The following is a 13,055-nucleotide window of genomic DNA, read 5'->3' as shown; positions in this document are numbered from 1 at the left end:
CTGATTCGTATATAGAAGTAATAAACAATTCTAAACAAAATTAATCATTGCCCCCCAGGGTAAAAGGCTCTATATTGGCGGCGCTTTTTTCACAGGTGGTAGTTTTTTGTTCAATTAACCAATCGGCGCGCATTTCCTGCCCCCGGTTGAGGAGAGATATGATGACGGATAAAGTCCGTATTGATAATTTTGGTGCCAACTCATTCCACGGAAACAACGACGCGTTCTTAGCCCGTCAGGCTGAGTTCGAATCGAATGTCAGGAGTTATCCACGTAAATTGCCTTTAGCAATTGCGAAAGCACATGGCGTGTGGATTACCGATGTTGAGAATAAACAATATCTTGACTGCCTGGCTGGCGCAGGAACTTTAGCACTGGGTCATAACCACCCGGAAGTTCTGCAAAGCATCCAAAATGTCATTACCAGCGGCTTGCCGTTACATACCCTTGATCTGACGACTCCGTTAAAAGATCAGTTCTCTGAAGCCCTGCTGTCTCTGCTGCCGGGTCAGGGTAAAGAGTATTGCCTGCAATTCACCGGCCCTTCCGGTGCCGATGCAGTTGAAGCCGCCCTTAAGTTGGCGAAAAAAGTCACTGGCCGTAGCGGCGTTATCAGCTTCTCTGGCGGTTATCACGGTATGACCCACGGTGCACTGTCAGTCACCGGCAACCTGTCACCGAAAGAAGCGGTTGACGGTATGATGCCAGAAGTTCAGTTCATGCCTTACCCGCACCTGTACCGCTGCCCGCTGGGCCTCGGTGGTGAAGCGGGCGTGAAAGCTCTGACCTACTACTTCGAAAACCTGATCAACGACGTTGAAAGTGGCGTGCGTAAACCGGCTGCGGTGATCCTCGAAGCCGTTCAGGGTGAAGGCGGCGTGAACCCGGCTCCGATCGAGTGGTTGCAGCGCATCCGTAAAGTGACCCAGGAACACGGCATTCTGCTGATCCTCGACGAAGTGCAGGCTGGCTTTGCCCGTACCGGCAAATTCTTCGCCTTCGAACACGCAGGCATTGAGCCAGACATCATCGTGATGTCAAAAGCCGTAGGCGGCGGTCTGCCACTGGCGGTTCTGGGGATCAAAAAGCAGTTCGATGCCTGGTCACCGGGCCATCACACCGGCACCTTCCGTGGCAACCAGCTGGCAATGGCTACCGGCCTGACTACGCTGAAAATCCTGAAAGAACAGGATATCGCGGGCAAAGTTGCCGAACAGGGCGAATGGCTGAAAGCGCAGCTGGCAGAAATGCAGAAGCGCTACCCGGTAATCGGTCACATTCGTGGTCTGGGCATGATGATCGGTATCGAGATCGTGAAACCGCACGAAGCGGCTGATCATATGGGTGCTTACCCGGCTGATGGCGAGCTCTCTGCCCTGTTGCAGAAGAAATGCTTCGAAGCGGGCCTGATCCTGGAGCGCGGCGGCCGTCATGGCGCGGTACTGCGTCTGCTGCCGTCGCTGCTGATCAGCAACGATGAACTGAAGATTTTCCTTGATAAATTTGAGCAGGCGCTGCTTGGCGCTGGCATCAAACCAGTTTGATTCGGAAGAGTTAGATGACTGAAGTAAACCCGATTCTGGCCGCTTCTGCACAAAGCATTGAAGCGTACCAGCAGGCGATTGCGCAGAGCAGCGCCGCCGTGGTGCAGTGGCTCAAGCAGCCTGAAATGTACCAGGGCAAAACCGTTGCTGAACTGCGTGAGCGTATTACGCTCGACTTCAATCCGAATGGCCTGGGTAACCAGGCCGCGATTGAGCGCGCGATTGAATACTTTCTGAAAGACAGCCTGTCGGTGCATCATCCGCAGTGCGTGGCGCATCTGCATTGTCCGAGCCTGGTGGTAAGCCAGGCGGCGGAAGTGCTGATCAACGCCACTAACCAGAGCATGGACTCCTGGGACCAAAGTCCGTCTGCCACCATCATTGAGATCAAACTGATTGAATGGTTACGTGCGCAGGTGGGTTATCCGGCCGGTGACGCTGGCGTGTTCACCAGTGGCGGTACCCAAAGCAACCTGATGGGCCTGATGCTGGCGCGTGATGCATTCTATGCGCGTCAGGGTCATTCCGTTCAACAGGATGGCATCACTGGCGATCTGCGTAAGATTAAAGTGCTGTGCTCGGAAAACGCCCACTTCTCAGTACAGAAGAACATGGCGCTGCTGGGCCACGGTTATCAATCTGTGGTGCAGGTGAAGTCAGACCGTTTCGCCCGTATGGATGTTAACGACCTGAAAGCCAAACTGGCACAGGCCGAAGCTAACGGCGAGCAGATTCTGGCGATTGTTGCCACTGCTGGCACCACCGATGCGGGTGCCATTGACCCGCTGCGTGAAATCGCCGGCATTGCTGCTGAGCACAACATTTGGGTTCACGTCGATGCGGCATGGGGCGGCGCACTGCTGCTGTCTGAGAAGTATCGCGATTACCTGGATGGCCTTGAGCTGGTGGATTCTGTCACCCTGGACTTCCACAAGCAGTTCTTCCAGACCATCAGTTGTGGCGCGTTCCTGCTGAAAGATGAGCGTCATTATGAATTGATGCGTTATCAGGCGGCCTACCTGAACTCTGAGTTCGATGAAGAACAGGGCGTGCCAAACCTGGTTTCCAAATCACTGCAAACCACCCGTCGTTTCGATGCGCTGAAGCTGTGGATGGGTCTGGAAGCCCTGGGTCAGAAACAATATGCCGCGATTATCGATCACGGTGTGACCCTGGCGCAGGAAGTTGCGCAATACGTAAGCGACCTGCCGCGTTTTGAGCTGGTCATGCAGCCGCAGCTGGCAAGCGTTCTGTTCCGTTTCCGCCCTGAGCAGCTGGCATCCAGCGGCGATGAGGCCGTAGCGTTGTTTAACCAGCGCATCGGTGATGCACTGCTGGAGTCAGGTCGCGCTAACGTGGGTGTGACTGAGGCTGATGGCATCACCTGCCTGAAGCTGACGTTGCTGAACCCAACGGTGACGCTGGAGGATGTTAAAATCCTGCTGGCGCTGGTGGAAAAGACCGCGGATCAATTGCTGAGCGCATAATGTTTGCGTAAAGCGAAAAAGCCGATAACTGGCAACGGTTATCGGCTTTTTTTATCTATACGATTTATCGCGCCTTTGTACCGCCCTAGCCAAAAACTGCGCGATTTATCGCGCCGCTACGAATGGAAGCCATTAACGATTCCGCGCTAAAAACTCACCCAGACGCGCCAGGCCCTGCTGCAACTTATCGGTGGAGGACACCGCATGGCACCAGCGAACCCAACCATTGCCTTCCGGACCAAATGCCGCACCGGGTGCCAGGCCGAGTGAGCTTTCCCGTACCAGTCGTTTGGTCAGCAGGGTGGTATCCGCGAAGCCCTCAATTCGGAAGAACGCATACATCCCCCCGCCGCTTTCTGGCACCGTCACACCCGGCAATTCTCGCAGTCCATTGACCAAAAATTGATAGCTGTGCGCCAGCTCGGCACGCAAACTGATAATGCCGCTTTCACCGCTCAACAACGCCGCTTGCGCCGCGCGCTGGCAGGGTTCAAACAGGCAACTGGTGTTGAACTCAATCAACTTGCCCAACGCTTCGATAATCAATGGTGGCGCGACCACCCAGCCCACACGAAATCCGGTCATCAGCCAGGCTTTGGAGAAGGTATTCACCGAAATCAGGCGATCGTCCGGTGTGGCGTAATCAAGGAACGACGGTGCATAGTGACGATCGCTGGCGTAGATCAGCCGTTGATAAGCATCATCACTGAGGATCCAGATGCCGTGTTTGCGGCAGTGCGCGAGAATGGTTTGTACTTCTTCGTCGGTGATCGTCCAACCCGTCGGATTACCCGGCGAGTTGATGATCAGCATCCGTACATCAGGATGCAACGCACTCAGCAATTGATCCATATCCAGCGCCCAGGCCCCCTCCTTCACCGTCAGCGCGACACGATCCACGCTTGCGCCGAGGATCTGCGGGATCTCCACCACATTCGGCCACACCGGGGTGATCGCCACCACTTTATCTCCCGGTGACAGCACCGTTTGCGCCACCAGCATCAGCCCGTTGATACCCGCACTGGTGATCGCCAGTTGTTCGCTGTCGATGGGGCAACCATGTAACTGGCTAAGATAATCTGACAACGCCTGGCGCAAATAAGGCCGCCCAAGATTCTGGATATACCGTGTTTCCCCCTGTTGCAGCGAGGTGATTGCGGCGTCGGTGATATATTGCGGTGTCGGTTTGTCCGACTCGCCAAACCAGAAGGCGAGCATATCGGGACGATCCATCCCTTCATTGGCAATTTCGCGGATAAGCGAGGGCGAAATCTGGCTGATAGTGGCGCGCGAAACGAGGGGAAAAGAAGACTGCATGAAAAAACCTCCAACGATGATCCCTGTTTAACTGTTATTTCAATACATAGCACCTGCCTGGTATATCACGCCGGGGAAAAGTTCAGGAATAGCAATTTCATCTGGCTGTGTTCAACTCACGGACATAATCGATAAAGGCCTGGAGCGGTGCCGGAATTAAACGACGGTCGTTGTAGTAGAGCCACAAGCCGGAAAAACTCAGCCACCACTCGGTGAGTATCGCCTGGAGCTGCCCGTTCACCAGAGCCGGTCGCAGCCAATCTTCAAACAGATAAACAATTCCGGTACCGGCAATCGCCGCTTCCACCGTTAAATCCATCGCCGCCCCGATGCTACAGGTTAACGGCCCTTTCGGCTGAAGCCGCACGGTTTCATCCGCACGGGCAAATTCCCATTCGGCCATCACTCCGGTGGCATAGCGCCCTAGCAGGCAACGATGCTGCATCAGCTCGCGTGGATGTTGCGGTATGCCATATTGCGCCAGATATCCCGGTGCCGCCGCTGCCGCAAAACGCTGGATACGTGGGCCAATCGGGAGCGCTACCATGTCCTGCTCGAGATGATCGTCATAGCGGATGCCCGCATCGCAACCGTCGCGAAAGATGTCCTGAACATTGCTTTCGGCCACCACCTCCAACTGAATATCGGGATAGCGCGCCAGGAAGCCAGGGATGATCGCAGGCAGCACCAGACGCGCAGCACTGACGGGGACGTTCAGGCGCAAGGTGCCACCCGGTGTATCGCGAAAACGATTAAGCGCATCAAGCGCAGCATCCACTTCATTCATTGCTGGCAGCAGGCGCATCATCAATACCCTGCCCGCTTCGGTCAGCGCCACGGTGCGCGTGGTGCGGTTGAACAGCCGCACCCCCAGTTGTTGTTCAGCGCGGCGTACGGCATCACTAAGGCGCGAAGGATTGCTGCCCGTCATGCGCGCCGCTTCACGAAAACCGCCTGCTTTTGCCACCGCCACCACGGCATGCAACAAAGCAATATCTAACGACATTCTGCGTCACTCCGTACACTGTGTTCTGATTTAACCGGATAGTTGCACAGCCAATACGCCATTACAATCATCTGACAGCCTAAGAAGGAGGTTCCCATGTCTCATCCTGAAATGACGTATTCCCTCGGCCATCGTCGCGTTAACCGTCTGGGTTATGGTGCCATGCAGCTTGCCGGGCCAGGAGTATTTGGCCCGCCAAAAGATGAAGCACGCGCCGTACAGGTGCTGCGCGATGCTATCGACGCTGGCGTCAATCATATCGATACCAGTGATTTCTATGGCCCCCATGTGACCAATCAGCTGATTAAAAAAGCGCTGCATCCGTACCCTGAGGATCTGGTGATTGTCACCAAAGTTGGCGCGCGCCGTGACCAGCAAGGGGGCTGGCTACCCGCGTTTTCCCCCGCTGAGCTAACGACGGCGGTGGAAGATAACCTGCGCAATCTGGGGCTTGAGGTGATCGACGTGGTGAATCTACGTGCCATGTTTGATGTCCACGGTCCGGCGGAAGGCTCACTGGAGACGCAATTGGCAACGCTGGTCAAACTGAAAGAGCGCGGCCTGATCCGGCACATCGGTTTGAGCAACGTCACACCAAAACAGGTGGCAGACGCCCAGGCCATCACCCCTATCGCCTGTGTGCAGAATCTCTACAATCTTGCTAACCGACAGGACGATGCCCTGATTGACCAACTGGCTCAGCAGGGCATCCCCTATGTTCCTTTCTTCCCGCTTGGCGGTTTTTCCCCATTGCAGTCGGAGCAGCTGAGCGCCGTAGCAAATGAGCTGAATGCCACACCATTACAAGTTGCGCTGGCGTGGTTATTGCAACGCTCACCCAATATTTTGTTGATTCCAGGCACCTCTTCGCCTGCGCATCTGCAACAAAATCTGGCCAGTTCGGCGCTCAGCTTGTCCAAAGAGATTGTTTTGCGACTGGAGGGATTAAGTAACAACTCAGACTAACCCACTGATAAATAGATATCCTTTAACCTTTCCTGAAAACAGCGAGGATCATGCTCCCGGCGGATCCTCGTTAATGCCTGCGCGGAACGGCGGTTAATACTGCCCGGATCATGCACCACATCGGTAATATACCCTTTCAGCTGGCTGATAATGGTATTCCTGATTTTTTGCTTCGTCTGGTCAGAATCAACCGTAAACTCAAACATATCATTGAGTTTGTGCTCAATAAGCCAACCGGCATAAGAAGGATTAATTTCCGGCAGTGCCCTGACATTGGTGGTGATGACCGGACAACCACAGGCCTGCATTTCCAGTACAGAAAAACCATAGGTATCCTGCCAGGTAGGCAGCAGCCCGACATCGGTCTGTTTGAGCAATTCAATTACGGATGTATTGGGTAAAGAAGAAGCATGATGGAAAAAGGACCACTTATTGATCAGAGCCTCGATTTGATGATGGAAACTATCATTATCCTGATAATGGTGATGAGCAATATTATGTCGTCGCCCGAGATCACCAATAAGATTCACCTTTATTTTTTGTGGATCAATCAACCCCTCATTGGCTAACTCAGTAAATGCCATCACCACTTCCGCCCCACCTTTGCGATAAAACTCATTTCCAATAAAACTAAAGGTGATCAGCGTATCTGTGGCTTTGCGCACTTTGTCGGTCAACAGGGGCTGTGGAGGATGCATAACGCACAGCTTGGCGGCGATACTGTCTTTCAGCGTTGGGAAGGCATCCAACAGCTTGAGTTGAATACGGTGAGTCGCTTCAGAAATGGCGATCAGACGGACACATTCCTTGCGAGCAGCCAAACGCATTAAGGCATGGAGTTCCGGGTTTTGGGTTTTCGCGACGCCTGCAACCGGTAATACGCGCGGGATTTCAGTCTCGAATGTCGATACCCATCGGGAGGATGTACGGGCCACTTCATTAAAAAGATGAATAATATCCCCATTATCAGAAATCATGCCGGGGAAAGGCTGAAAGATGAATATCTTATTCTTTTTAAAAACTTTCTGCCGCAGGGTATTGATATAGAGATAGATGTTTTTCTTCTTTAGGTTTACATAATTGTTTTCAGGATCAACCATTATGTTCCTTTTCTCTGGGTAGCCGTCGCTACTGACTACAATATTCATCAATCCTCCTAAACACGAAACGAGTTCGGTGGAATTAAAAATGTCAGTAAGACAGTTATAAAATAAATTCTTCGCGAGTAAAGTTGTTTGATGAAAAATAGGATTAGTAATAGCGCGGCGTTTAAGAAGCATTAAAAAACTGACATTATTAAATCGTGTCAATGTATTTCAATGCTGGATGTACCAGTAATAATTAGAAATACCCGTCGCCGGGTATTTCCAGCCCAATTAACGACCTTTCTTTTTACGACCGGGTTGGGTAAAGCGTTTGCGCGCACCAGGATTGCTGCCCGGTTTTTCACCGTTCTTTGGCCCGCTGGCAGTCGGTTTTTTCGCACTGCTCTTTTTCGCCTGCGCTTTTTGCGTCGATTTGTCTTCCGAAGAGGAATCCTCGATCAACTTAAACAGTTCAATTAACTCATCGTCCGTTAAATCACGCCATTCCCCCAAAGGTATTCCCTTCAGATTGACGTTCATGATGCGGGTACGTTCCAGCTTAGTGACTTCATAACCAAAATGTTTGGTCATGCGGCGAATCTGCCGATTAAGCCCCTGGACCAGCGTGATACGAAACACAAAGGTCGACTCTTTCTTCACCTTACATTTCTTGGTCACGGTGCCGAGCATGGGGACACCGGCACCCATGCCGCTAATAAACTCATCGGTGATCGCTTTATCCACCGTCACGACGTACTCTTTCTCGTGATTATTCCCGGCACGCAGGATTTTGTTCACCAGATCGCCATGATTCGTCAGGAAAATCAGCCCCTGGGAGTCTTTATCCAGTCGGCCAATCGGAAACACGCGTTTGCTATGGTTGACGAAGTCGCTGATGTTATCGCGCTCGCCCTCTTCCATCGTGGTAATGATGCCCACCGGCTTGTTCAACGCAATCAGCACCAAATCTTCTGCGTCACGCGGTTCAATCAGCTGACCATTCACTTTAACTTCATCACCAGCAAACACCTGCGCACCCACGCTGGCGCGTTTACCGTTGATAAAAACATTGCCCTGTTCGATATAACGATCGGCATCACGGCGTGAGCAAATACCGCTCTCGCTGATGTATTTATTAAGGCGGGTGGATGAGTTGGTCAGCATGGTTCCTCCGAAAAAAGAAGCGGACTATACATCAACCTTTGACATTCTGTGAGTGCTTTGCGCAAAAGTTGTAACACAAAAGCTAACTGTGGTCTGTGGCCTGAATCGGCCAGACGGATTGGGCTTTGATTTCTTTCAGCACAAACATGCTTTGCATCTCTTTAATGCCCGGCAATCGGCGAATTACCGACATCGCAAAATCGGCATAGCGGTCCATATCTGCCGCCACTACCTGCAACAAGAAATCGGCATCGCCGCCAATGCTATAGCAGGCAACCACGTTCTCCAGCGCAGCCACTTCCGCCTCAAACTTCCGCGCTTCTGCCTCGCTATGGCTGTCGATAGTGACGCGCACAAACACCATCATATTGAGGCCGATCTTCTTGCGGTTCAGCACCGCGCGATACCCCTGAATCACGTCATCTTCTTCCAGCTTGCGCACTTTGCGCCAGCAAGGCGAAGGCGACAGGCCAATCGCATCGGCGAGGTTCTGATTGGTGATGCGTGCATCCTGCTGCAACTGCGTAAGAATTTTGATATCTGTCCTGGTCAAACTCATTCTGGAAATATCCTTTCTTTTAAATATCGCATTAGGGTTAATTCTGCCTTAACTTAAGGAAATCTTCTGCTAAACAGCAAGCACTTTTCTCTGCGCGTCGCGCACAATATCTGCCACAGCAACCGCAGGAGAAAAGTATGAAATTTGACGCCAATGTGCACCGTTGTACCCTGGTGATTGACCAGCAATTGCCCGCCGGGCTGGCGATGAATGCTGCCAGCGTGATTGGCATCAGCTTTGGCAAATGGATTGATAATCTGGTTGGGCCGGATATGCACAGCCAGGACGGTGAGTACTATCCGGGGGTGATATATGCGCCTTTGCCGGTGTTACTGGCGCAGGGGAATTATTTGCGCGAATTGCAGCAAAACTGTGCCAATGATGCGGAGATTTTCACCATGCCGTTCAGCGCCCTGGCGCAGTCCTGCAAAACCTATGATGAATATGGTGAACGCATTGCTTCAGCGCACAGCGATCATATCGAGCTGGTGGCGATCGGCTTGATCGGACCAAAGAAAAAAATTACCCGGCTGACGGGAAATCTGAAGCTTTATCGTTAGACTGTCTCTCTCCGGGAGAAGACATCTAAGGAAACGCCATGCAAATCAGCTCGCTGCAACAGCAGCCCGCCCTTATCACGCCGCTCACGCAACTGTTATTTCGCGAATGGGCGGCCTATCCCAACTGGAACAATCCGGGACAGATCGAGGCGCGTTTGCAGGCACGCAATCTGCCCTCGGTCAAGACCCTGACACTGGTGGCAAGCGCAGCCGATGGCGCTTTGATGGCATCCGCCAGCCTGATCCAGCATGAGTTAACCGATGTTGTCGAGCGTGAGTTCTGGTTGGGTGAGGTGATTACCGCCCCTGAACATCGCGGCAAAGGGGTCGGCAGCGCGCTGATCAGCCGGATGATTACGGAAGCCCGCGCGCGGAATATCTCCGCGCTGTGGCTGTATACCCCGGACCAACAGGCGCTTTACCAGCGCTTCGGCTGGCAGGACGTGGAACAGCGCGAGGTGGATGGTGACCGGGTTTCAGTGATGATGCTCCGGCTGTAACGCCGCCAGCCCATCGCGCGCAATCAGCGTGCGGAGCGGAGCGAACAGCGGTTCCGGCAAGGCTTCCGGCGCAAACCACTGCCAGCCTTCGCATTTCTCAGGTTCGAGACACTGTGGCTCCCCCTCCGCATGCAGCGCCACCATAAACAGCGTGATGTAATGCTTTTGGACTTCCGGGAACACATCGCTGACAAAAGCGCCATTTTGCAGGCTGTGCAGCTGTAACCCGGTTTCTTCCAGCGTTTCCCGCCGTGCGCACGCCTCCGGCGTTTCACCAAACTCCAGGTGACCGCCAGGCGCTGACCAGTCGCCCGCACCGTGGCTACCTTTGCGCCGCCCCAGCAACAGTTTCCCGTGACGGAAAATCAGAACACCCACACCAATTTTGGGAGACATACACATCACCTTTATGTTCATACATTGCGGCGCGCTTTATCGCGCCGCAACGGACAAATAACGATTACTCAACACCTATCGGCTGATATCCCTGCCACTCTGGCTGAAACGGCTGGCCGTTTGCATCCGGGGTCAGGTGCACATATAAGTTCCCTATCTTATCCAGCAGCAGGCAATCATCCACCTCTTTCAGATTGTCCTTGTGTTGCTGATCTGCCCCTTTCAGCAACCGCTCCAGCGCGCTGGCTTTTGCTTGCGCGGCATCCTGCGCTACAAACAAGTCAAAGGCATGCAGTTCCGCCAGGGTTGAAGGATGGTAGGCACCGGCATTCACAAAGAACAAGTGCTCGCCACCGGTTGCCGGTTCTGGCGACAGCGACACGCGATAGCCATCCGCCCAGGTAATACGTGCGTAACCATCGATATGAATTTTATCCGCGTCACCAAACCAGGCTTCACGTAACGCAGGCCAGGCATCCTGCGGCTGGTCAGCCGCAACAAATTGAATATCATGGACTTCAATATTCGATTTCCCGGCATTACCACCAACATAAAACATAAACAGGTTCATGCATTTTTCCTTGTGTTGTAGGTCAAGTGGTATGCGTTATAAATCATGATATACAGCGATACAATTGTTTCATCAGGTCATCAATTGAGGGCGCAGACGCAGTGCCATCCCCATCAACAGCACGATCCCGACACTCATCAACGCCCAGGCGCTATCAAAGGAGGCAGCATGATCACGTACCATGCCGGCGATCAACGGCATCAATGCCGCCAGCAGATAACCTCCGCCCTGCACCATCGACAGCAGCGCACCCGCCTGCTCTGCTGTCCGGGCATGATCGAGAGTGACGATCAGCGACAGGGGAAACAACGCGCCAATACCTAACCCCAGCAGTAACGTGGGCAGCCAGGCCTGTTCGCCGCCCAACATCATCAGGCTGATCAGGCCAGCGAGGATAAGCAGCAGCACCATTAACAGGGGACGGCGACGATCGGGAAAACGATGGATCAGCGCGGAAAGTACAAAACCAGCCACCACCTCCGTCAGCGTCAATGCGCCGAGCAGAAAACCGCTTTGTCGGGCGCTCCAGCCATGTTGCTGATAAAACGCGGGCAGCCATGCCAGTACCAGCGTGTAAGCACCGGTACCGATACCGAAGAACACCAGCAACAGCCAGGTACGGCGCTGATTGATCGCCTGGACGCGGGGTTGTACTTCAACGGGCGCGTGAGAACGCAGCATTTGACGCCAGAGCAGCAAAGCCAGTAACGCTGGCACTGCCGGCAACGCCAGCGTCAACGCTAAGCCCGAGCGTGCGGCCAGCGGTGCGGCACTGGCGGCCGCCAACGCCGCACCGGCCATAATCCCGGTGGTAAATAGCGCCATCAGCGTCCCGGCATGGCGCGTAAAACGCCGTTTAATCAGTGCAGGCATCAGCGCCTGAATCAGTCCAATACCGATCCCGGCCAGCAAGGCACTGGCGATTAACATCAGCCCCTGCTGGCTGACTCCGCGAGCCAGACAGGCCAGTACCAGCAGGATTAATCCGCTGGCAATCCCTTTGACCTCCCCCAGCCACCGCAGCAGCAAGGGTCCCGCCAACGCCGCCAGGCCCATCATAATCACCGGTAAGCTGGTGAGCAGGCTGACCTGGGTCGCCGTGAGATGAATATCTTGCTGTATCCGGGTAAAAAGTGGCCCGATTGCGGCCATCACCGGCCTGAGATTAAGACCGACGATAAAAACCATAAAGGTAAACAAGCCGATTGCAGGTAAGGTACGTTTCACAGTGCTTCTCCATTGCTGATTTATCTTAACGTTAAGATAAATCGCGATGACGGAGTAGACCATGCGCACAAAACAACACGGTAACCACAACAAGTGAGGGGAAAAGTGGCGGATCATGTCGATTTCGTGACACAACAATGGGCCAGCGCCATGCCGGAGCTGGATGCATCGTCGATGGCCGTTTTTGGCCGGATGCTGCGCATTATGAAACATCTGGCGAAAACGCGAGGCGAGGCGCTGGCCCCGTTTGGTTTTCACGAGGGGGAGTTTGATGTGCTGGCGACGTTGCGCCGTGCAGGAAGCCCCTTCTGTTTATCGCCTACCCAACTGTATAAGTCGCTACTGGTCACCTCGGGCGCGATGACCCATCGACTGAATCGGCTGGAACAGGTCGGGCTAATCACCCGCGTGGCCGATCCACAAGACAAACGCAGCACGCTGGTGGCATTAACTACCGCCGGGCAGGAGAAAATTGAGCAGGCGTTGCAGGTGCATACCCAAACGCAAAGCGCGTTACTGGCCGTGCTGCAACCGGCACAACAGCAACAGCTTTCGGCATTGCTGAGTCAGTTGCTCACTGCCTGTGAACAGGAAACGTAAAACCTTGTGTCAAAATATGAATTCACGCACACACTTTTCCGTTATCTTATTTGTTTGCCAGACTTTTTAACGG

Annotated in this window: 14 protein-coding genes; 6 read left to right on the top strand and 8 right to left on the bottom strand. The window is 53.6% G+C overall.

What is annotated here, in order from left to right:
• The first annotated feature begins 158 nt into the window (after window positions 1-158).
• Window positions 159-1,544 (top strand): diaminobutyrate--2-oxoglutarate transaminase, encoded by a 1,386-nt coding sequence (locus AC6I8R_RS21750; protein ID WP_415175499.1) that lies wholly within the window; start codon window positions 159-161, stop codon window positions 1,542-1,544.
• Between the two features lie 14 nt (window positions 1,545-1,558).
• Window positions 1,559-3,031, top strand: a complete 1,473-nt coding sequence (locus AC6I8R_RS21745; RefSeq protein ID WP_497832890.1) for a pyridoxal phosphate-dependent decarboxylase family protein — start codon at window positions 1,559-1,561, stop codon at window positions 3,029-3,031.
• A gap of 132 nt (window positions 3,032-3,163) precedes the next feature.
• Here AC6I8R_RS21745 and AC6I8R_RS21740 read toward each other — a convergent pair whose 3' ends face one another.
• Both AC6I8R_RS21740 and AC6I8R_RS21735 read right to left on the bottom strand, forming a co-directional pair.
• Entirely contained in the window at window positions 3,164-4,348 is a 1,185-nt protein-coding gene (locus tag AC6I8R_RS21740) for a pyridoxal phosphate-dependent aminotransferase (protein WP_415175501.1), read from the bottom strand.
• Between the two features lie 97 nt (window positions 4,349-4,445).
• Complete coding sequence (locus tag AC6I8R_RS21735; protein ID WP_415175502.1) at window positions 4,446-5,354, bottom strand: LysR substrate-binding domain-containing protein; 909 nt, start codon at window positions 5,352-5,354, stop codon at window positions 4,446-4,448.
• 96 nt (window positions 5,355-5,450) lie between these two features.
• On the opposite strand from AC6I8R_RS21735, the gene AC6I8R_RS21730 reads away from it, so the two are divergent.
• Window positions 5,451-6,320 carry an aldo/keto reductase family oxidoreductase gene (locus AC6I8R_RS21730; protein ID WP_497832889.1) on the top strand — a complete coding sequence of 290 codons (870 nt, stop codon included), beginning with the start codon at window positions 5,451-5,453 and terminating at the stop codon, window positions 6,318-6,320.
• Here AC6I8R_RS21730 and AC6I8R_RS21725 read toward each other — a convergent pair.
• The 3 genes from AC6I8R_RS21725 to AC6I8R_RS21715 form a co-directional block, all read right to left on the bottom strand.
• Window positions 6,317-7,468, bottom strand: a complete 1,152-nt coding sequence (locus AC6I8R_RS21725; protein WP_415175504.1) for a glycosyltransferase — start codon at window positions 7,466-7,468, stop codon at window positions 6,317-6,319. The two genes, AC6I8R_RS21730 and AC6I8R_RS21725, sit on opposite strands and share 4 nt — an antisense overlap.
• A 228-nt stretch (window positions 7,469-7,696) precedes the next feature.
• Window positions 7,697-8,569: a 23S rRNA pseudouridine(2604) synthase RluF gene (gene rluF, locus AC6I8R_RS21720; protein WP_415175505.1), complete on the bottom strand. Its 873-nt coding sequence runs from the start codon at window positions 8,567-8,569 to the stop codon at window positions 7,697-7,699.
• Between the two features lie 82 nt (window positions 8,570-8,651).
• Window positions 8,652-9,128 carry an Lrp/AsnC family transcriptional regulator gene (locus tag AC6I8R_RS21715; protein ID WP_208726479.1) on the bottom strand — a complete coding sequence of 159 codons (477 nt, stop codon included), beginning with the start codon at window positions 9,126-9,128 and terminating at the stop codon, window positions 8,652-8,654.
• A 137-nt stretch (window positions 9,129-9,265) separates the two neighbouring features.
• Here AC6I8R_RS21715 and AC6I8R_RS21710 point away from each other — a divergent pair, with 137 nt between their 5' ends.
• Window positions 9,266-9,688: a DUF2000 domain-containing protein gene (locus tag AC6I8R_RS21710; RefSeq protein ID WP_497832888.1), complete on the top strand. Its 423-nt coding sequence runs from the start codon at window positions 9,266-9,268 to the stop codon at window positions 9,686-9,688.
• Between the two features lie 38 nt (window positions 9,689-9,726).
• Entirely contained in the window at window positions 9,727-10,188 is a 462-nt protein-coding gene (locus AC6I8R_RS21705) for a GNAT family N-acetyltransferase (RefSeq protein WP_497832887.1), read from the top strand.
• Here AC6I8R_RS21705 and AC6I8R_RS21700 read toward each other — a convergent pair.
• The 3 genes from AC6I8R_RS21700 to AC6I8R_RS21690 form a co-directional block, all read right to left on the bottom strand.
• Complete coding sequence (locus AC6I8R_RS21700) at window positions 10,165-10,584, bottom strand: nucleotide triphosphate diphosphatase NUDT15 (protein WP_208726472.1); 420 nt, start codon at window positions 10,582-10,584, stop codon at window positions 10,165-10,167. The genes AC6I8R_RS21705 and AC6I8R_RS21700 overlap by 24 nt on opposite strands.
• A gap of 64 nt (window positions 10,585-10,648) precedes the next feature.
• Window positions 10,649-11,155, bottom strand: coding sequence for a DUF1543 domain-containing protein (locus AC6I8R_RS21695; RefSeq protein ID WP_208726470.1), 507 nt, complete (start codon window positions 11,153-11,155; stop codon window positions 10,649-10,651).
• Window positions 11,156-11,227: 72 nt separating this feature from the next.
• A complete protein-coding gene (locus tag AC6I8R_RS21690; protein WP_497832886.1) occupies window positions 11,228-12,382 on the bottom strand; it encodes an MFS transporter in 1,155 nt (384 codons plus the stop codon).
• Window positions 12,383-12,487: 105 nt separating this feature from the next.
• On the opposite strand from AC6I8R_RS21690, the gene AC6I8R_RS21685 reads away from it, so the two are divergent.
• A complete protein-coding gene (locus AC6I8R_RS21685; RefSeq protein ID WP_415175509.1) occupies window positions 12,488-12,982 on the top strand; it encodes a MarR family winged helix-turn-helix transcriptional regulator in 495 nt (164 codons plus the stop codon).
• Window positions 12,983-13,055 lie beyond the last annotated feature (73 nt).

This window comes from Pantoea sp. X-Soil-OKNW-713 (assembly GCF_059730685.1).
Note: the sequence above shows the minus strand (reverse complement) of the source record. Positions and strands in the feature narration are given on the sequence as shown.